The following is a 20149-nucleotide window of genomic DNA, read 5'->3' on the forward strand; positions in this document are numbered from 1 at the left end:
ACACCGGCACCCGATGCAACGGCCCCGGTCGGCGCGATGCCCGTCCCGTACGGGCTGCGGCCCGGCTCCGGCGCTCTGCGCGCACGCGCCGCTGTTGAGCCTGCGCCGTGCTCTGGGCCTGCATCCTCGTGCCGCAACTGGCGCTCGACGCCGTTCTCCGGCGCCTGCCTGATCCCGAGCCGCCGCTGGCGCTGGTCGAAGGCCCGGCGCAGTTGCGCAGCCTGCACATGGTCAACGCCGCGGCCGCAGGCGCCGGCCTGAAACCCGGCATGCGGCTGTCGGCCGCGCATGCGCTGCTGGCCGACGTGCGCACCGTCGATTACGACCCGCAGGCCGAGGCGCACTGGCACCGCTTCCTCGCCGCCTGGGCCTACCGCCACAGTTCACTGGTGAGCCGGCAATGGCCGCGTGCGATCGTGCTCGAGGCGCGCGCCAGCTTCCGTCTGTTCGGCCCCTGGCCGCGGTTCGAGCGGCGGCTGCGCGACGAACTCGATGCCCTGGGCTTCCGTCATCGCATCGCGCTGGCCCCGACGCCGCGCGCGGCGCGCGTGCTGGCCGGGCTGCGCGACGGCTTCGCGGTGACCAGCCCCGCCGCGCTGCAGCCCCTGCTCGGCACGGTGCCGGTGCGTCGCGCCGCGCTGCCGGACGATGCCGGCGAGCGGCTGCAGCGCATGGGCGTGCGCACGCTGGCCGCACTGCGCGCGCTGCCGCGCGATGGCGTGCGCCGCCGGTTCGGGCCGGCCCTGCTCGACCACGTCGATCGCCTCTACGGCGAGGCCGACGATCCGCTCGAATGCTATGCGCCGCCCGATCATTTCGAGGCTCGCGTCGAACTGGGTTACGAGGTCGAGAACCACACGGCCCTGCTGTTCCCCTTGCGCCGGCTGATCAACGACCTGTGCACCTATCTGTCGATCCGCGACGGCGGCGTGCAGCGCTTCGTGCTGCGGCTCGAACACGAGCGCACGCGCACCGACGTCGAGGTCGGCCTGCTCGCCGCCGAGCGCGCACCGGCGATGCTGTTCGAACTGGCGCGCAGCCGGCTCGAGCGCGTGACGATCGACGCGCCGGTGCTCGCGCTCGGCCTGGTGGCGCGGCATCTGCCGCCGTTCGTGCCGGCCACGCGCGATCTGTTCGACCCCCGCCCGCAACAGGCCATGCCGTGGCCGCAGTTGCGCGAACGGCTGCGCGCCCGCCTGGGCGACGACGCGGTGTACCGCGTGGCACCGGCAGACGATCCGCGCCCCGAACGCGCATGGACGCGCGTGTTCGGCGATACCGGCGCACCGGCACGTACGGCGCCGCCGCGGCCCGAACGCCCCGCCTGGCTGCTGCCGACGCCGGTGCCGCTGCGCGATGCCCGGCTGCGCATCCTGTCCGGTCCGGAGCGCCTGGAAAGCGGCTGGTGGGACGGCGACGACGCACGCCGCGACTACTACATCGTCGAAACCACTCAGGGCCAGCGCGCCTGGGCCTTCGTGCCGCCCGGTGAACGCAGCGGCTGGATGCTGCACGGGTGGTTCGCATGAGCTGGGACGATGCGGTCGATGGCATCGACCGCGACACGCCCGGCGGCCGTCCGCCGCGCGCCTGGACGGTGGCGTCGCGCCTGCACGGCGCGGCCAACGACGAGGTCGTGCACGAACGCGGCGGCGATGCGCCCGCGTATGCCGAGCTGCACTGCCTGTCGGATTTCTCGTTCCTGCGCGGCGCGTCGAACGCCGAGGCGCTGTTCGCGCGCGCCGCGCAGTGCGGCTATTCGGCGCTGGCGATCACCGACGAATGCTCGCTGGCCGGTATCGTGCGCGCGCTCGAGGCTTCGCGCGCGACCGGCGTGCCACTGATCGTCGGCAGCGAGTTCGCCCTCGTCGACGGCACCCGCTTCGTGCTGCTGGTCGAGCACGCAGCCGGCTACACCCGGCTGTGCGAACTGATCACCACCGGCCGCCGCGCCGCCGGCAAGGGCCGGTATCGGCTCACCCGCCCCGATGTCGAGGCCTGCTTCGGCAATGCGGACGCCGGCGTCTTCGCGCTGTGGCTGCCTGGCGCGACGGCCGATGCCGCGCAGGGCGCATGGCTGCGCGCGGTGTTCGGCGAGCGGGCGCGACTGGCCGTCGAACTGCACCGCGAACACGACGACAGCGCCCGGCTGCAGACGCTGCTGGCGCTGTCACGACAGCTGGACCTGCCCGCGCTGGCCAGCGGTGACGTGCACATGGCGCGCCGCCGCGACCGCCTGCTGCAGGACACGCTGACCGCGATCCGGCACACCACGCCGCTGGCCGAATGCGGCGCCCATCTGTTCCGCAACGGCGAGCGCCATCTGCGCACGCGTCGCGCGCTGGGCAACATCCATCCGCATGCGCTGCTGGACGAAACCGTCGCCCTGGCCCGGCGCTGTCGCTTCGATCTCGGCCGTGATCTCGCCTACCGCTATCCGGTCGAACTGGTGCCCGAGGGCGAAACCCCGGCGTCGCACCTGCGCGCGCTGACCGAAGCCGGCATGCGCGTGCGCTGGCCGGACGGCACGCCGGCGGCCATCGTCGCCACGATCAATGAAGAACTCGCGCTGATCGAAGGGCTCGGTTACGAGGCCTTCTTCCTCACCGTCGCCGACATCGTGCGCTTCGCGCGCTCGCGCGGAATCCTGTGCCAGGGCCGCGGCTCGTCGGCCAATTCGGCGGTCTGCTTCGCGCTCGGCATCACCGCGGTCGATCCGGTGGAGACGCGGCTGCTGATGGCGCGCTTCCTGTCGCGGGAGCGCAACGAGCCGCCCGACATCGACGTCGATTTCGAGCACGAGCGCCGCGAGGAAGTGCTGCAGTACGTCTACGCCAAATACGGCCGCGAACGCGCCGCGCTGGCGGCCACGGTCATCGCCTATCGCGGCAAGAGCGCGGTGCGCGATGTCGCCAAGGCCTTCGGCCTGCCGCCCGACCAGATCGCGCTGCTCGCCAACTGCTACGGCTGGGGGAACGGCGACACGCCGATGGAACAACGCATCGCCGAAGCCGGCTTCGATCTCGACAACCCGCTGATCGCCAAGGTGCTGCTGGTCACCGAACTGCTGCGCGACCATCCGCGGCACCTGTCGCAGCACGTCGGCGGGTTCGTGATCTGCGATGCGCCGCTGTCCACCGTGGTGCCGGTCGAGAACGCCGCGATGCCGGACCGCACGATCATCCAGTGGGACAAGGACGATCTGGAAACCATGCGCATGCTCAAGGTCGACTGCCTCGCGCTCGGCATGCTGACCTGCATCCGCAAGACGCTGGACCTGGTGCGCGGCCATCGCGGCCGCGACCACGAGATCGCGACGATTCCGAACGAAGACCCTGCCACATACGCCATGATCCAGATCGCCGACACCGTCGGCGTGTTCCAGATCGAATCGCGCGCGCAGATGGCGATGCTGCCGCGGCTGAAGCCGGCGACGTTCTACGACCTGGTGGTGGAAGTCGCCATCGTGCGCCCGGGCCCGATCCAGGGCGACATGGTCCATCCCTACCTGCGCCGCCGGCAGGGCAAGGAAACGCCGACGTATCCGTCGGCCGGCGTCGAGGACATCCTCGGGCCCACGCTCGGCGTGCCGCTGTTCCAGGAGCAGGTGATGGAGCTCGTCATCCACGCCGGCTACACCGCCGACGAGGCCGACCAGCTGCGGCGCTCGATGGCCGCCTGGCGCCAGGGCGGCGACATGGAACCGCACCGCGTGCGCATCCGCACGCTGATGGAAGGCAAGGGCTACGCCTCCGCCTTCATCGACCAGATCTTCGAGCAGATCAAGGGCTTCGGCTCCTACGGATTTCCGCAGAGCCACGCGGCCTCGTTCGCGAAGCTGGTCTACGCCAGCTGCTGGCTCAAGCGCCACGAACCGGCCGCGTTCGCCTGCGGCCTGCTCAACGCGCAGCCGATGGGCTTCTACTCGCCCAGCCAGATCGTGCAGGACGCACGGCGCGGCAGCGCCGAGCGGGCGCCGGTCGAGGTGCTGCCGGTCGACGTGCTGCACAGCGATTACGACTGCACCCTGCACGGCGGCCGGCACTGGCGCAGCGACGCCGATCCGGGCGAACAGCCCGTGATCCGGCTCGGCCTGCGTCTGGTGGCCGGGCTGTCGGAAGACGCGGCCCGGCGCATCGTCGCCGCGCGTGCGCAGCGCCCGTTCGCCGACCTTGCCGACCTGTGCCAGCGTGCCGACCTCGATGCCAAGGCCCGTCAGATGCTGGCCGAAGCCGATGCGCTGCGCGGTCTGGCCGGGCATCGCAATGCTGCACGCTGGGCCGTGGCCGGCATCGAACAACGCCGCCCGCTGTTGCCCGGCAGCCCGGCCGAGCAGCGGGTGGCCCTGCCCGCGCCGGCCGCGGGCGAAGACATCATGTCGGACTACCGCAGCCTCGGCCTGAGCCTCGGCCCACACCCGATGGCGCTGCTGCGCGCGCAGATGACCGAGCGCCGCATCGTCGGCCTGCGCGAGCTGCAGCACCGGCCCCACGGCAGCGGCGTGCACGTGGCCGGCCTGGTCACCCAGCGCCAGCGCCCGGCGACGGCCAAGGGCACGATCTTCGTCACCCTGGAAGACGAGACCGGCATGATCAACGTCATCGTCTGGGCGCGGCTGGCGGTGCGTCGACGGCGGGCCCTGCTCGAATCCCGGCTGCTCGCGGTGCGCGGGCGCTGGGAGCGCGTGGACGGCGTGGCCCATCTGATCGCCGGCGATCTGCACGATCTCAGCGCGCTTCTCGGCGGAATGCCGTTGGCATCCCGCGATTTTCATTGAGGCCACGCCGGGGTTTGGGATTCGCCCGCGCCGCATGCGAAAATCGCCGCGTTCGGCCCCGTAGCTCAGCTGGATAGAGCGGTCCCCTCCTAAGGGACAGGTCGCCCGTTCGAATCGGGCCGGGGTCACCATCCGCGACCGCCATTGCCGGCCCGTGTGCCGCGCCGCGTCGCGCCGCGTCCCCGCAGGCCGCCGATCTCGCTTCGGCCGCTTGCGCTCAACAGGAGTTCCGTCCATGCCCCATTCCGTCCTCACCGCGCTCGGCCTGTCCGCCACCGAATCGGGCACGTATCTCGGCAACGGCGAGTGGTCGACGACCGGCGATGCCGGCGTCCTCGAGCCGGTCAATCCGACCGACGGCGAGGTGCTCGCCCGCGTGCAGGCCAGCTCGCAGGCCGACTACGAGCGGATCGTCGAGCGCGCCCAGGCGGCTTTCAAGCTCTGGCGCAAGACGCCGGCCCCGCGCCGCGGTGAAGCCGTGCGCCTGTGCGCCGACGCGCTGCGCACGCACAAGGACGCGCTGGGTTCGCTGGTCGCGCTGGAAATGGGCAAGTCCAAGCCCGAAGGCGACGGCGAAGTGCAGGAGATGATCGACATCGGCGAGTTCGCCGTCGGCCTGTCGCGTCAGCTCTACGGCCTGACCATGCACTCCGAGCGTCCCGGCCACCGCATGTACGAGCAATGGCATCCGCTGGGCCTCGTCGGCGTGATCAGCGCGTTCAACTTCCCGGTGGCGGTCTGGGCCTGGAACAGCTTCATCGCCGCCATCTGCGGCAACATCACGATCTGGAAACCGTCGCCGAAGACGCCGCTGTCGGCGATCGCGTCGATGAAGATCTGCAACGACGCGCTCAAGGCCGGGGGCTTTCCGGACATCTTCTTCCTGTTCAACGACGCCGGCAGTGAACTCGCCCAGGCCTTCGTCGACGACAGGCGCATCGCGCTGGTCAGCTTCACCGGTTCGACCAAGGTCGGCCGCCACGTCGGCGAGTGCGTCGCCAGGCGCATGGGCCGCTCGCTGCTGGAACTGGGCGGCAACAACGCGATCATCGTCGACCCCACTGCCGACCTGAAACTGGCGATCCCGGCGATCGTGTTCGGCGCCGTCGGTACCGCCGGCCAGCGCTGCACGACGACCCGCCGCCTGTTCGTGCACGAGTCGATCTTTGATGACGTGCTGGCCAAGCTCAAGACCGCCTACGCCCAGGTCGAAACGAAGATCGGCGATCCCACCGACGCCGCCAACCTGATGGGGCCGCTCAACAGCCGCGAGGGCGTGCAGGCGTATCTGGACGCGATCGAGAAGGCCAAGGCCAGCGGCGGCACGATCGAGAGCGGCGGCCGCGCACTCACCGAGCGCAAGGGCAACTTCGTGCTGCCGGCACTGGTCAGCGGCCTGACCAACGACGCCGAGGTCGTGCAGACCGAAACCTTCGCCCCGATTCTCTACGTCATGAAGTACCGCGATCTCGAAGAGGCGATCGACCTGCAGAACGACGTGCCGCAGGGCCTGTCCTCGTCGCTGTTCACCACCGATCTGCGCGCGTCCGAGCAGTTCCTCTCGGCCTGGGGTTCGGATTGCGGCATCGCCAACGTCAACATCGGCACCTCGGGCGCCGAGATCGGCGGCGCGTTCGGCGGCGAGAAAGACACCGGCGGCGGCCGCGAGTCGGGCTCGGATGCGTGGCGCGCCTACATGCGGCGTCAGACCAACACGATCAACTACTCGGACGCGCTGCCGCTGGCCCAGGGCATCAAGTTCGATCTGTGAGCGCCACCGGCGCGGCGGCGACCCGGGGGCGCCGCCGCGCTCCCATCGCAGGGGCGGTTCTGGAATAATCGGGACTCCCCCGCTTCGCTCCGGGCCGCCGCCGATGGTGCTGCGCACTCCAGCCTGCCTGCCTGTTCGCCCCATGCCGCGGCCGTGCCCGGCCCCGTTCACTTCCCACCAAGGTCCGCGTCCGTGAGTACGCCGCTGCCCGGCCCCGTGCGCCAGACCAGTCCGCTGGCGATCACCAGCCTCGTATTCGGCCTGCTCGGCTTCCTGCTGCTGCCCGTGATCGGCAGCCTGGTGGCCATCGTGACCGGGCATCTGGCGCGTAGCGAAATCCGCCGCACCCCGCAGCGTTTCGAGGGGGACGGCCTCGCGGTCGCCGGCCTCGCGCTGGGCTACGTGGCGATCGGCCTGGGGCTGCTGACGCTGCTGGTGGCACTGGTGTTCTTCGGCGGTCTGTTCGCGTTCATCGCCGCGACGTCCTGACATGTACGCATTCGCGCGCCCGCTGCTGTTCCGCCTCGATGCCGAGCGCGCACACGGCCTGGCGATGACCTCGCTGGACGCGGCCTATCGCGCCGGGCTGGCGCCGATGCTGGCCAAGCCGCCGGCCCCGCTGCCGACCGAGGCATTCGGACTGCGCTTTCCCAATCCGGTCGGCCTGGCCGCCGGCCTGGACAAGAACGGCGCCCACATCGACGCGCTGTTCGCGCTCGGCTTCGGTTTCGTCGAAGTGGGCACGGTCACGCCGCGCCCCCAGGACGGCAATCCGAAGCCCCGGATGTTCCGCCTGCCGCGCCACCGGGCGCTGATCAATCGCCTGGGTTTCAACAACCAGGGCGTGGATGTGCTGGTCGCGAACGTCGAACGCGCGAAGCGCGCCGGCGTTCTCGGGATCAACATCGGCAAGAACAAGGACACGCCCAACGAGAACGCGGCCGACGACTATCTGTTCTGCCTGGAGCGGGTGTATCCGCTGGCCGACTACGTCACCGTCAACATCTCCTCGCCCAATACCGCGGGCCTGCGTGAACTGCAGGAAGAGCAGGCATTGCGGCAGCTGATCGGCACCCTGCGCGAGGCGCAGGAGCGTCTGGCCGCGCAGCACGGGCGCCGCGTGCCGGTGCTGGTCAAGGTGGCGCCCGATCTGAGCGACGACGACATCGAGGCCGCGGCCCGCGTGCTCTCGGACCTGCACGTCGACGGCGTCATCGCCACCAACACCACGGTCTCGCGCATCAACGTGCAATCCGACCGCCGCGCCGGTGAAACCGGCGGGCTGTCCGGCGAGCCGCTGATGAACAAGTCGACCACGGTGCTGCGCATGCTGCGGACGCGCCTGCCGGACAGCATTCCGCTGGTCGGCGTCGGCGGCATCCTCTCGGGCGCCGACGCGGTCAAGAAGTTCGCGGCGGGCGCTTCGCTGGTGCAGGTGTATTCCGGTCTGATCTACCGCGGCCCCGAGCTGATCGGCGATTGCGTGGAGGCGATCCGCCGGCGCCGCGAGGCACCGAGTCGCGGCAACGTGCCCAATCTCTGACGTGCCGATGTCCGCCGCCGTTCGCGTGCTCCAAGGGGCCGACCTCACCTCGCGCAACAGTTTCGGCATCCGCGCCGCCGCGCGGCGGCTGGTCGACGTGCACGACATCGACGCACTGTCCGAGGCGCTGGCGATGTTCGACGGCGCCGCGCCCCTGATGCTCGGCGGCGGCAGCAACGTCCTGTTCGTCGGTGATGCCGACGACGTGCTGACGATCTCCGATGCGCGGCGCGCCCTGGTGTCGGACGACGGCGACCGGGTCGTCGTGCGCGCCGCCGCAGGCGCCGACTGGCACGGCTTCGTGCTCTGGACCCTGGCCCAGACGCTCGGCGGACTGGAAAACCTCGCGCTGATCCCCGGTACCGTCGGTGCGGCGCCGATCCAGAACATCGGCGCCTACGGCGTCGAAGTCGGCGAGCGGGTGGTCGCGGTCGACGCCTACGACCTTCAGACACGCACCGCCGTGCGCCTCGACGCCGCGGCCTGCCGGTTCGGCTATCGCGACAGCGTGTTCAAGCAGCAGCCCGACCGGTGGATCGTCACCGCGGTCGAGTTCGCGCTGCACCGCTTCGCCGAGCCCAGACTCGACTACGCCGGGCTGCGCGACGCCCTGGCCGCGCGCGGCATCGCGTCGCCCCGACCGCTCGACGTGGCGGACGCCGTGATCGACATCCGCCGCAGCAAGCTGCCGGATCCGGCGGTGATCGGCAACGCGGGCAGCTTCTTCAAGAATCCGGTCGTGCCGGCCGCGCAGGCCGCCGCCCTGGTGGCCGCGCATGCGGGCATTCCGGTGTTCGCGGTCGACCCGGGCCTGCGCAAGCTGTCGGCGGCGTGGTTGATCGACCGCTGCGGCTGGAAGGGACACCGCGAGGGCGATGCGGGCGTGGCCCCCGGTCACGCACTGGTGCTGGTCAATCACGGCCGCGCGGAAGGCGCCGAGCTGCTGGCACTGGCCCGGCGCATCGCCGCGTCGGTACGGCTGCGGTTCGGCGTCGACCTCGAACCCGAGCCGCGGATCGTCGGCGCGACGTGGTGACGGCGCGCACCCTGCTCGGCTGGCGCCCGGCGACCGTGCAGGGCCGAGCGGCGCTGCTGATGCTCGGCAGCACCTCTGCGTTCGCGCTGATGGCGATCACGATCCGCTTCGCGTCGGCGACCGTTCCGACCACCGAGGTCGCGTTCTTCCGCAACTTCTTCGGTCTGCTGGCGCTGCTGCCGATTCTGCTGCGCAGCGGCGGCGGCCTGCCGCGCACACGCAACCTCGGCCGCTATGTCGTGCGGACCCTCGTCGGACTCGGCTCGATGCTGTGCGCGTTCTGGGCGATCGGCCACCTGCCACTGTCGCAGGCGATCTCGCTGTCCTACGCGGCGCCGCTGTTCGCGACGATCGCCGCCGTGCTCTGGCTGGGCGAAGTGGTGCGCATCCGGCGCTGGATGGCGGTTTCGGCCGGGTTCGTCGGCGTGCTGGTGATCCTGCGCCCGGGCGTGGCGTTCTCGGCGGCGATGCTGGTACCGGTCGTCGGCGCGCTGCTCGCGGCGGTCGTCGCGATCCAGATGAAGCAACTCTCGAAGCTCGATTCGCCCGACACCATCGTCTTCTACACCTATCTGCTGTGGGTGCCCCTGTCGCTGGTGCCGGCGCTGTTCCAGTGGGTCTGGCCGAGCCCGACCGTCTGGCTGTGGCTGGTCGCGACCGGCGTGCTCGGCACGCTGGGCCAGTGGCTGTGGACACGGGCGCTGCGCCTGGGCGAAGTGTCGGCGCTGCAGCCGATCAGCTTCGTGCAGCTGCCGATCGTCGTCGTGTTCGGCTGGTGGCTGTTCGGCGAAGTGATCGACCTGTGGACCCTGATCGGCGCGGGCATCGTATTCGGCGCCAACGGATACATCGCCCACCGCGAGGCCGTGCTGTCGCGCCGCGCGGCGACCCAGCGTCCGGCCCAGGCCGCCAAGCCGAGCGAATAGGCCGGAGTCCTGTCTACACTACGGGTGCGGGCCGCCCGTCGCCGCGCGAGCGACGCGCCTGCAGGCCGCCGCGCTGCCGCCTAGAGCTCGCTTTTGGCGACCTCGCGCAGCTTGCCCTGGTGCAGCTCGAGCACGCGGTCGAGCTTGGCGGCGAGGCGCCGGTCGTGGGTCACCAGGACCAGGCTCGTGCGCTGGGCGCGGTTGAGTTCCAGCATCAGCTCGAACACGGTGGCCGCCGTACGCTCGTCGAGATTGCCGGTGGGCTCGTCGCCGAGCACGCAGGCCGGCCGGTTGACCAGTGCACGCGCAACCGCGGCACGCTGCCGCTCACCGCCCGACAGCTCGCCGGGCTTGTGGCCGAGACGATGCTCGAGGCCGACCGCACCGAGCAGGCCGCGCGCGTGCCGCTGCGCATCGGCGTCGCCCAGACCGCCGAGCAGCGCCGGCAGCATGACGTTTTCGAGCGCGGTGAACTCCGGCAACAGATGGTGGAACTGGTAGACGAAACCCAGCGAGCGGTTGCGCAGGGTGCCGCGGGCGGCGTTCGACAGCGCGCTCATCTTCTGTCCGGCGACGTAGACCTCGCCTCGGGTCGGCGTGTCCAGCCCGCCCAGCAGGTGCAGCAGCGTGCTCTTGCCGGCGCCGGACGCGCCGATGATCGCGACCGTCTCGCCCGCCTCCACCGAGAAATCCAGGCCGTCGAAGACCGGCGTCTTCATCGACCCCTCGGCGTAGGTCTTGCCGAGCTGCTCGGCCTGCAGCACCACGCCCTCGTAGGGCGCGTCGGACGGGCGTGTCGTCGTGCGGGTCACGGTCTCACTCATAGCGCAGTGCCTCCGCCGGCGCGGTCCGCGCGGCGCGCCAGGCCGGATACAGGGTGGCGAGGAAGGCCATCGCCAGCGCGATCACGGCGATCATCACCACGTCGCTGGTTTGAAGATCGATCGGCAGGCCGGTCACGTAGTACACGTCCTCGGGCATCAGCACGACGTTGAACGTCCGCTCGATCGCGCGAAGGATGTGTTCGAGATTGAACGTCAGCAGCAGGCCGCCGCAGACGCCGAGCACGGTGCCGATCACGCCGATCATCGTGCCCTGCACCATGAACACCTGCATCACGCCGCCCGGCGTGAGCCCCAGCGTGCGCAGGATGGCGATGTCGGCGTGCTTGTCGGTGACCAGCATGACCTGGGAATTGAGCAGCGAGAACGCGCCCATCAGGATGATCAGCGACAGCAGGATGCCGATCATCGTCTTCTCGAGCTTGAGCGCGCGGAACATGTTGGCGTTCTCGCTGCTCCAGTCGCTGACCCGGTAGACGCCGCCGAGGCGATGCACGAGGTCGCGGGTGACCTGCTGGGCCTGGTCCATGTCGTGCAGCTTGAGCCGCACACCGGTCACGCCCTCGCCGATGCGCAGCAAGCGCTGCGCGTCCTGCAGGTTGACCACGGCCAGGCGACGATCGAAATCCTGATAGCCGGCTTCGAAGATGCCGCTGACGTTGAACCGCTTGAGCTGCGGCACGGCGCCCATCGGCGTGACCTGGAAATCGGTGGTGACGATGACGCTGTCGCCCACGCCGACGCCGAGCCACAGGGCCAGCTCGCGGCCGAGCACGATGTTGAAGCTGCCGGGCTGCAGGTCCGAAAGCTCACCGACGACCATCGACGTGCCGAGGTCGGACACCTGCACTTCGTCGTCGGGCGAAATCGCGCGCACCGCCGCCGGCTCGTTGCGGCGTCCGCGCAGCAGCGCCTGGGTGTCGACGTACGGCGCCGCGCCGGCCACGCGCGGATCTTCGCGCGCGACATCGATCGCACGCGCCCAGTTCTGCAGCGTGTCACCGTCGGCGCTGATCGTCGCGTGCGCGACCATCCCGAGCATGCGATCGCGAATCTCCTTCTGGAAGCCGCTCATCACCGCCAGCGTGGTGATCAGCACGGTCACACCGATCGCGATTGCGAAGATCGATGCCAGGGAAATGAAGGAGATGAATCCGTTGCGGCGTTTGGCGCGCAGATAGCGCAGGCCGATGGCGGCAGGAATGGGTCTGAGCATGGAGGTCCGTCATGGAGGCGGCGCGCCGTCGGCGCGTCGCTCGCCGTTCGGGGCCCCGCCGGGCGACGGCTATGGTGCCACCGTTTCCGCCCGGGGTGGCGGCGTCAGCGCCGCCGAGGCCAGACGCAGTTCACGTCGTGCTGCCGCGGGCAACGTATCCGGCCACCACAGCAGCGTGTGGCGTCGCCGCCCCTCGCGCCAGTCGAGACGGACGATCGGTCCGCGCCAGTGCAATCGGGGCCCATCGAGACGGTGCCCGTCGAGGCACACGCCTCCCCCGGCGTCGATCACCAGCTCTCGGCCCGGGCGACGCGACTCGGCGAGGATCATCCGCGCGCCCAGCAGCAGCACGCTCGGCGTCGCCAGCCACACCAGCACGACCGGCATTTCCGACAGCAGCAGGGACAGACAGGCGCAGACGGTCAGCGCGGCGAGCAGGCTCATCAGCAACCGCGACGGTACCCAACGCACGCGCGCGGAGGCGCCGTCAGTCGTTGTGCGGAAGCGCGCGGATCGATTGGACGAGGGTGTCGAGGTCGGCATCGTCGGGACGGTCGTGGCCGAGGAACCACTTCCACAACCTATCGTCCTCGCAGTCCAGCAACCGTCGGAAAACCGCCCGCTCGGATTCGGAGGACACCGCCCAGCGCTGGTCGAGCCACCGCTCGAACAGCCGGTCGAGTTCCCGCATGCCACGCCGGCTGCGCCAACGCAGACGACGGAGTTCGAGGGCATCGTCTTCAGACATGGGAGGAGTTTCCAGAGACACGGGGTACCCGGCGCGTGTACGACACCGGAGCGCCGGGGACGCGGCGGTCCACGCGATTATCGACGCACGACGTGATCGCTTCACGATGCGCGGCCGCGCGCCATCCGCCCCGGGAAGCGCGAATGGCGCCGGCATCGCCGGCGTCGCGGTCGAGCTGGACCGGTCGTCCGCGGTGATCTGTCGATGATGACGGCATTGCGGGCTGGCGGCTGTGCCGCGCCCCGCTGCTTTCGCGAACGCCGCGCGCCCGGGGCGCGCACGCCGAACGACTGTGAGTCAGCCCGACTGCCGGGCCGCCGTGCCACGACGCCGTCGACGATGGCGTCGTGCCCTCAACCGCGACGCGCGAGCATCAACCGCTTGATCTCGCCGATCGCCTTGGCCGGATTCAGGCCCTTGGGGCAGGTCCGCGCGCAGTTCATGATGGTGTGACAGCGGTAGAGCTTGAACGGGTCTTCGAGATCGTCCAGACGCGCACCGGTGTCTTCGTCGCGGCTGTCGATGATCCACCGGTAGGCCTGCAGCAGCACGGCCGGCCCCAGATAGCGATCGCCGTTCCACCAGTAGCTCGGGCAGCTGGTCGTGCAGCACGCGCAGAGGATGCACTCGTAGAGGCCGTCGAGCTTGGCGCGGTCTTCCTTGGACTGCAGGCGCTCGCGATCCGGCGGCGCCGCACTCTGGGTGCGGATCCACGGCTGGATCGACGCGTACTGGGCGTAGAAGTGGGTGAGATCCGGGACCAGGTCCTTGACCACTTCCATGTGCGGAAGCGGATAGATCGGCACCTCGTCCTTCTTGCAGTCTTCGATGGCGCGCGTGCAGGCCAGCGTGTTCGTGCCGTCGATGTTCATCGCGCACGATCCGCAGATGCCCTCGCGGCACGAGCGACGGAAGGTCAGCGTCGGATCGATCTCGTTCTTGATCTTGATCAGCGCGTCGAGAACCATCGGCCCGCACTTGTCGAGATCGACCTCGTAGGTGTCCGTGGACGGGTTGCGACCGTCGTCGGGATTCCAGCGGTAGACCTTGAAGGTACGCGTGCGCGTCGCGCCGGTCGCCGGGAAATGCCGGCCCTGCTGCACCTTGGAGTTCTTCGGGAGCGAGAATTCTGCCATTTCGAGTCCGTGATTCGTTATTGGTAATTCGTGATTCGGAAAAGCGGGATTCGCATCGTCTTTGGCATTACGAATCACCAATCACGAATCACCAATTACGGCGTCAATACACGCGCGCTTTCGGCGGCACCGGTTCGACTTCGTCGTCGAGCGTGTACATGTGCACCGGGCGGTAATCGATGGTGGTCTTGCCGGCATCGTCGAGCCAGCACAGCGTGTGCTTGTGCCAGTTCTCGTCGTCGCGCTCCGGGAAATCCTCGTGCGCATGCGCGCCGCGCGATTCCTTGCGGTTCTCGGCCGACACGATGGTCACCAGCGCCTGGCCCAGCAGGTTCTGCAGCTCGAGCGTCTCGACCAGATCCGAGTTCCACACCATCGAACGGTCGCTGACCTTGACGTCGGCAAACGAGGCGTGGATCTCGCGGATCTTCTCGACGCCCTCGGCCAGCGTCTTGCTGGTCCGGAACACGGCGGCGTCGTTCTGCATCGTGCGCTGCATGTTGTCGCGGATCACCGCGGTCGGCGTGCCGCCGCTGGCGTGGCGCAGCGCGTCGAGGTTGGCCAGCGCCTTGTCGCAGGCATCCTTGGCCAGCGGCTTCTGCCGCGCACTCGGCGTGATCGTCTCGGCGCAGCGGTTGGCGACCGCGCGGCCGAACACCACGAGGTCGAGCAGCGAGTTCGAGCCCAGGCGGTTGGCCCCGTGCACCGACACGCAGGCGGCCTCGCCGATCGCATACAGGCCGGGCACCACGGCATCCGGGTCGCCGTTCTTCAGCTGCACCACTTCGCCGTGGTAATTGGTCGGAATGCCGCCCATGTTGTAGTGGACGGTGGGCAGCACCGGGATCGGCTGCTTCTCGACGTCAACACCGGCGAAGATCCGCGCGCTCTCGGCGATACCGGGGAGCTTCTCGTGGATTTCCTTCGGGTCGAGGTGGGTCAGGTCCAGGTGGATGTGGTCCTTGTGCTCACCGACGCCGCGGCCCTCGCGGATTTCCATCGTCATCGAGCGCGAGACCACGTCACGCGAGGCGAGATCCTTCGCATTCGGGGCATAGCGCTCCATGAAGCGCTCGCCGTTGGCATTGCGCAGGATGCCGCCTTCGCCGCGCACGCCTTCGGTGATCAGGCAGCCCGCGCCGTAGATGCCGGTCGGATGGAACTGCACGAATTCCATGTCCTGCAGACCGAGCCCGGCGCGCAGCGCCATGCCGCCACCGTCGCCGGTGCAGGTGTGGGCCGAGGTCGCGGAGAAGTACGCCCGGCCGTAGCCGCCGGTCGCCAGCACCACGCCTTGGGCGCGGAACAGGTGCAGCGTGCCTTCGGCCATGTCGAGCGCGAGCACGCCGCGGCAGGCGCCGTCCTCGTCCATGATCAGGTCGAGCGCGAAGTATTCGATGAAGAAGCGCGCATCGTGCTTGAGCGACTGCTGGTACAGCGTATGCAGGATCGCGTGACCCGTGCGGTCGGCCGCGGCGCAGGTGCGCTGGGCGATGCCCTTGCCGTAATGCGTCGTCATGCCGCCGAACGGGCGCTGGTAGATCTTGCCCTCCTCGGTGCGCGAGAACGGCACGCCCTGGTGCTCGAGCTCGATGATCGCGGGGATGGCCTCGCGGCACATGTACTGGATGGCGTCCTGGTCGCCCAGCCAGTCGGAGCCCTTGATCGTGTCGTAGAAGTGGAAGCGCCAGTCGTCCTCGCCCATGTTGGCGAGCGCGGCGGAGATGCCGCCCTGGGCCGCGACGGTGTGCGAACGGGTCGGGAACACCTTGGTCAGACAGGCGGTCTGCAAGCCCTTGTGGGCCAGGCCGAACGTCGCGCGCAAGCCGGCGCCGCCGGCGCCGACGACGATCATGTCGTAGGTGTGTTCGGTGATCTTGTAGGCGTTGGTCATGTGGTTCTCAGCCCAGCAGTGCGATGCGCGCAATCGCGTACAGCGATGCGAGCGCGCCGGCGGCGCAGGCGAATGTGACGAGAAGCTGCAGGGTGATCTCCAGCGCGCGCTGGTGGATGTAGTCCTCGATGATCACCTGCAGGCCGAGCTTGGCGTGCCAGAACATCGCGATCGCGAACAGCGCGAACGCGATCGCATTGAACGGACGCGCGAGCACAGTCTGCACCGAGGCGAGGTCCGCGCCGACCAGCGACACCAGCGTGCCGACGAACCAGGCCACCAGTGGCACCAGCGCGACCGCGGTCACCCGCTGCCACCAGAAGTGCCCCGTGCCCGTCTTGCCCGAGCCCAGACCGCGGGCGCGACCGACGGGCGTGCGGAAATCGCGCGGCCGCGCGACGTCGTTCGATGTCTTGGTCTCGCTCATGCCCCACCCCGCAACGCGATGAACCAGATCGCGGCGGTCAGCACGACGGCGAGCACGATCACGGTGTAGCCGGAGCGGTAGACCTCCGGAAGTTCGAAGCCCCAACCGGAGTCCCACATCAGATGGCGGATGCCGTTGAGCAGGTGATAGACCAGGGAGAACGTGGTCGCCGCGAGCACCAGCATGCCCAGCGGAGACGCGAGCACCGCCGAGGCCGACGCATACGCTTCGCCGCCCTGGGCGACCGCAAGCAGCCACCAGGCGATGCCGAATGCGCCGATCGACGCGACGATGCCGGTGACCCGGTGCATCAGGGACATCACCGACGTGATCTGCAGGCGGTACAGCGTGCCCAGCATGAACGGTGACAAGGGACGGTTGCGGTGTGCCATCGCTGGCTGCTCTCCTCGCTGGCGGCGTCTCGCCGCGTGGCTGATGGTGCGATTCCGCGCGTCGAGCACGGCGGCGCGGATCAGAAATCGATACAACGCCCGTTCTTTTCCCAGTCGCCGTACCGCGTCGGCTCGGGGCCGTCGCGGCCGCCGACTTCCGGCTCGGATGCGGGGACCGGCATCGGCGCCTGCGGCGTCTCCGCGTCCTCGCCTATGATGTCGGGGTTGGTCATCCGTTCAAGTCTAGTTCCCAGCCCCATGTCAGACAAGCCGCAGGCGGCGTACGACGCGCCATTCGCCCTTTCCGACGTCGCCGTCGTGACGCTCACCGGGCGGGATGCGGTGGCGTTCGCGCAGGCCCAGTTCATGAGCGATGTCGCTGCGCTGGCGCCCGGCCAATGGCAGTGGAGCGGGTGGTTGACCCCCAAGGGCCGTGTGATCGCATTGTTCGCGGTCCTGCGTCGGGAGGCCGAATCCCTGTACGTGCTGCTGCACGATGCGGATCCCGCCGACTTCGTCTCATCGCTGCAACGCTTCGTTTTCCGGAGCAAGGTCACCATCGGCGTCGACCGCGGCTTGCAGGTATCCGGCAGCGGGCGCGCACCCGCTGCCGCGCGCGGGCCCGTCGCGCACGTCGATGCGGACGCCATCGAGCTCGATTTCGGGAGCGACGCGCATCCGCGCACGCTGCGGATCGCGCCGGCCGCTGCGCCGGCGTCACTCGACGCCGAGGCCGAAGCGCAGTGGCGCGCCCGGGACATGGCCTTCGGGCTGCCCCGTCTTCCCGCCGACCAGGCCGAGGGCTGGACGCCGCAACAGCTGTCCCTCGAACGGCTGCGCGCCTTCAGCGTCCGCAAAGGCTGCTATCCGGGCCAGGAAATCGTGGCGCGGACGCATTTTCTCGGTCAGGTGCGGCGTGGTCTGGTGGCCCTGCGGACGCCGGAAACGGCACCGCTCGCAGGCGAGATCGAACAGGACGGCCAGGTGATCGGACGCCTGGTCTGCGGCGCCCGCGACATTCGCCTCGCCGTGTTGCCCATGGAGCGCGCACAGACGCCGCTCACGCTGGCGGGCATGCAGGTCGAACCGGCGCCGCTGCTCGACGGCCTCGCACGCTGACGCCCGCGCCCGGCGCGATTGCCGCGCCGGGGCCCGCGCGGAGACCTCAGGTCACCGCGAGCGCGCGGGCCGCATCCACGATGTCGTCTTCGCCGGGAATCACCAGCAGCGCGGCACCGGCCAGCGGCGTATAGGTATCCGCGCCGACCACCCGGCGCAGCGGCGTCGCGCCCAGACCGGCCTCGACGATCGCGGTGAGGATGCCCTCGCCCACCCCGGCGCTGCGTCGCCCTTCGTCGACCACCAGGATGCGCGCGCATTCGCGCGCATGGCGTGCGATGGCCGCCTCGTTGAGCGGCAACAGCCAGCGCAGGTCCACCACGCGCACCGACCAACCGTGCTCGGCCTGGATCTCGCGCGCGGCCCGCAGGCTCATCGGCACGCCGTTGCCGAAGGTCAGGATCAGCAGGTCCGAGGCGGCATCGTCGTAGACCCGCGGCTCGCCCGGCGTCAGGGCCTGGTCCGGCGGCGGATAGGCGGTGAGCCAGGCGCCGTCGCCGGGGTACAGGTCCTTGGTCATGTACAGCGCGATCGGCTCGAGCAGCGCACACACCCGGCCGTCGACCTTGGCCAGCGCCATCAGCGTGCGCAGCATCATCGCGGCGTCGTCGCCGCGCGAGGGGCAGCCGATCACCAGTCCGGGGATGTCGCGCAGTGCGGTGATCGAATTGTCGTTGTGGAAATGCCCGCCGAAGCCGCGCTGGTAGCCGAGCGACGCGATCCGCACCACCATCGGATTGCGGTACTGGCCGTTGCTGAAGAACTGGAGGCTGGCCGCCTCGCCGCGGATCTGGTCGCAGGCGTTGTGGAAATAGGCCAGATACTGGATTTCCGGCAGCGGCAGCAGGCCCATGTTCGCGTAGCCCTGCGCCATGCCGAGGATCATCGTCTCGTCGAGCAGGGTGTTGAAGACGCGCCGCCCGCCGAAGGCCGCCTGCAGGCCCTTGGTGACGGTGTACACGCCGCCCTTCTGCGCGACGTCCTCGCCGAACAGCAACGCTTCCGGGTACTTCAGCAGTAGATCGTGCAGCGCCTGGTTGAGCTGGATCGCCAGATGCCGCGGCGGTTGTTGCTCGGGCAGGCGGGCCTCGCCGCCGAAGGCCGCTGCACGCGCGTCCGCATCCACGCAGCGCGTCGCCTCGGCCCGCACGGCGTCGAGCGAATACGGGGCCAGTGGTGCGATGATCTCGGCGAGCGAGCTCAGCCGCGGGCGCCGGTCCGCCACGTCGGCCGCGGCGAAACAGCGCGCCCGCGTGGCTTCGTACAGGGTCAGGATCCCGTCGGCCGACAGCAGGCCGGATTCCAGCGCGATCGCCGCGGAACGCAGCAGCGGATCACTCGCCTCGACCGCGCACAGCTCCTCCAGCGCCCGCCATTCGATCTCGAAGTCGGTCCCTGCGTGCCCCATCAGGCGCGTGGTGCGCAGATGCAGGAAGGTCGGACGTCGACTGCGGCGGCAGTGTTCGACCGCGCGCTCCACATCGCCGAAACCCGCGGCGAGATCGAGCCCGTCGGCGGCGAAGTAGTCCAGCCCGGCACGCTGGGCGAAATTGCGTGCGATCCAGCCCGCCGGCGTCCTCACCGAAATGCCGATGCCGTTGTCTTCGCAGACGAACAGCACCGGCGCCTGCAGCCCCTGGTAGCTGGCCCAGGCGGCGGCGTTGAATGCCGTCTGCGCGGTCGCGTGATTGCTCGACGCATCGCCGAACGAGCACACGACCAAGCTGTCGTCGGGCACGGGGAGCGGCTGGCCGATCCGCCGCGCATGTTCGATCGCCATCGCGGTGCCGAGCGCCTTGGGCAGGTGCGAGGCGATCGTCGAGGTCTGCGGCAGCACCCACAGCGGCTTGCTGCCCCAGACCTTGTGCCGGCCACCACTGGCCGGGTCGTCCGCGCTGGCGGCGAACGACAGCGCGGCGTCCATCACCGGATCCATCCCCGGCAGCTTGCGGAAGCGTTCGGCCATGAAGCCGCCGCTGCGGTAATGCAGGAAAGCCGGATCGGTATGCCGCGTCGCCCGGGCGATCATCGCGTTGCCCTCGTGGCCGCTGGAGCCGATCGTGTAGAAGACCTTGTTCTGCACGCGCAGCACCCGCGCCATCAGGTCCAGATGGCGACTGATCAGCTGCGATTCGAACAGTTCGCGAAACCCCTGCGCATCGAGCGCGCTGCCCGCGAGGACGGGTTCGTCGTGCGCAGGTGCCGCGCCGCGCGGGCCGGCCCATTCGCGGACGAACTGCTGGAAGTTCGCGTCGCAGATCTCGGCGCGGTTGAGGCCCTTCATGCGGGCCGGAATCGGATCGGGAACGACTGCGAACATCG

The 20149-nt window shown here is 69.7% G+C and carries 18 protein-coding genes and 1 tRNA gene; 9 read left to right on the forward strand and 10 right to left on the reverse strand.

Translation table 11 applies throughout. The features are described from left to right. Positions 1–107: 107 nt before the first annotated feature. The 8 genes from PQS31_RS00560 to PQS31_RS00595 all read left to right on the forward strand — a co-directional run bounded on the left by PQS31_RS00560 (position 108) and on the right by PQS31_RS00595 (position 10053). On the forward strand, positions 108–1529 hold the full coding sequence (locus PQS31_RS00560) for a DNA polymerase Y family protein (protein ID WP_272760734.1): 1422 nt from the start codon (positions 108–110) through the stop codon (positions 1527–1529). After that, complete coding sequence (locus PQS31_RS00565) at positions 1526–4777, forward strand: error-prone DNA polymerase (protein WP_272760735.1); 3252 nt, start codon at positions 1526–1528, stop codon at positions 4775–4777. The genes PQS31_RS00560 and PQS31_RS00565 overlap by 4 nt, the downstream gene beginning before the upstream one ends. Before the next feature lie 54 nt (positions 4778–4831). Then, positions 4832–4908 (forward strand) — tRNA-Arg (locus PQS31_RS00570). Positions 4909–5012: 104 nt separating this feature from the next. Then, positions 5013–6548 (forward strand): aldehyde dehydrogenase family protein, encoded by a 1536-nt coding sequence (locus tag PQS31_RS00575; RefSeq protein WP_272760736.1) that lies wholly within the window; start codon positions 5013–5015, stop codon positions 6546–6548. 192 nt (positions 6549–6740) lie between these two features. Further along, positions 6741–7037 carry a DUF4190 domain-containing protein gene (locus PQS31_RS00580; protein ID WP_272760737.1) on the forward strand — a complete coding sequence of 99 codons (297 nt, stop codon included), beginning with the start codon at positions 6741–6743 and terminating at the stop codon, positions 7035–7037. A 1-nt stretch (position 7038) separates the two neighbouring features. Then, positions 7039–8091: a quinone-dependent dihydroorotate dehydrogenase gene (locus PQS31_RS00585; RefSeq protein ID WP_272760738.1), complete on the forward strand. Its 1053-nt coding sequence runs from the start codon at positions 7039–7041 to the stop codon at positions 8089–8091. Between the two features lie 7 nt (positions 8092–8098). Next, entirely contained in the window at positions 8099–9127 is a 1029-nt protein-coding gene (gene murB, locus PQS31_RS00590) for a UDP-N-acetylmuramate dehydrogenase (RefSeq protein ID WP_272760739.1), read from the forward strand. Between the two features lie 59 nt (positions 9128–9186). Beyond that, a complete protein-coding gene (locus PQS31_RS00595) occupies positions 9187–10053 on the forward strand; it encodes a DMT family transporter (RefSeq protein WP_272761431.1) in 867 nt (288 codons plus the stop codon). An 80-nt stretch (positions 10054–10133) separates the two neighbouring features. Here the strand turns inward: PQS31_RS00595 and lolD are convergent, their stop codons facing one another. The 9 genes from lolD to PQS31_RS00640 form a co-directional block, all read right to left on the reverse strand. Then, on the reverse strand, positions 10134–10877 hold the full coding sequence (gene lolD, locus PQS31_RS00600; RefSeq protein ID WP_272760740.1) for a lipoprotein-releasing ABC transporter ATP-binding protein LolD: 744 nt from the start codon (positions 10875–10877) through the stop codon (positions 10134–10136). Then, a complete protein-coding gene (locus PQS31_RS00605; protein WP_272760741.1) occupies positions 10870–12111 on the reverse strand; it encodes a lipoprotein-releasing ABC transporter permease subunit in 1242 nt (413 codons plus the stop codon). The genes lolD and PQS31_RS00605 overlap by 8 nt, the downstream gene beginning before the upstream one ends. A 69-nt stretch (positions 12112–12180) precedes the next feature. Beyond that, the gene (locus tag PQS31_RS00610; RefSeq protein WP_272760742.1) at positions 12181–12555 is read right to left on the reverse strand and encodes a hypothetical protein; all 375 of its coding nucleotides are present in this window, start codon (positions 12553–12555) and stop codon (positions 12181–12183) included. A 43-nt stretch (positions 12556–12598) separates the two neighbouring features. Further along, positions 12599–12859, reverse strand: a complete 261-nt coding sequence (locus PQS31_RS00615; RefSeq protein ID WP_272760743.1) for a succinate dehydrogenase assembly factor 2 — start codon at positions 12857–12859, stop codon at positions 12599–12601. A 353-nt stretch (positions 12860–13212) separates the two neighbouring features. After that, complete coding sequence (locus tag PQS31_RS00620) at positions 13213–13995, reverse strand: succinate dehydrogenase iron-sulfur subunit (RefSeq protein WP_272760744.1); 783 nt, start codon at positions 13993–13995, stop codon at positions 13213–13215. 103 nt (positions 13996–14098) lie between these two features. Further along, positions 14099–15889, reverse strand: a complete 1791-nt coding sequence (gene sdhA, locus PQS31_RS00625; protein WP_272760745.1) for a succinate dehydrogenase flavoprotein subunit — start codon at positions 15887–15889, stop codon at positions 14099–14101. Positions 15890–15896: 7 nt separating this feature from the next. Next, positions 15897–16316: a succinate dehydrogenase, hydrophobic membrane anchor protein gene (gene sdhD, locus PQS31_RS00630; protein WP_272760746.1), complete on the reverse strand. Its 420-nt coding sequence runs from the start codon at positions 16314–16316 to the stop codon at positions 15897–15899. Then, positions 16313–16708, reverse strand: a complete 396-nt coding sequence (gene sdhC, locus PQS31_RS00635) for a succinate dehydrogenase, cytochrome b556 subunit (protein WP_272760747.1) — start codon at positions 16706–16708, stop codon at positions 16313–16315. Before sdhC ends, sdhD begins: the two co-directional genes overlap by 4 nt. Before the next feature lie 80 nt (positions 16709–16788). Next, a complete protein-coding gene (locus PQS31_RS00640; protein ID WP_272760748.1) occupies positions 16789–16941 on the reverse strand; it encodes a succinate dehydrogenase assembly factor 4 in 153 nt (50 codons plus the stop codon). Between the two features lie 25 nt (positions 16942–16966). Between PQS31_RS00640 and PQS31_RS00645 the strand changes: the two genes are divergently transcribed. After that, the gene (locus PQS31_RS00645; protein ID WP_272760749.1) at positions 16967–17827 is read left to right on the forward strand and encodes a folate-binding protein; all 861 of its coding nucleotides are present in this window, start codon (positions 16967–16969) and stop codon (positions 17825–17827) included. 46 nt (positions 17828–17873) lie between these two features. On the opposite strand, the gene PQS31_RS00650 is transcribed toward PQS31_RS00645, so the two are convergent. Next, positions 17874–20147 carry a thiamine pyrophosphate-dependent enzyme gene (locus PQS31_RS00650; RefSeq protein ID WP_272760750.1) on the reverse strand — a complete coding sequence of 758 codons (2274 nt, stop codon included), beginning with the start codon at positions 20145–20147 and terminating at the stop codon, positions 17874–17876. Between the last annotated feature and the right edge of the window lie 2 nt (positions 20148–20149).

It is taken from the genome of Luteimonas sp. BLCC-B24, from assembly GCF_028550595.1.
In the GTDB taxonomy this organism is placed as follows: Bacteria; Pseudomonadota; Gammaproteobacteria; order Xanthomonadales; family Xanthomonadaceae; genus Luteimonas.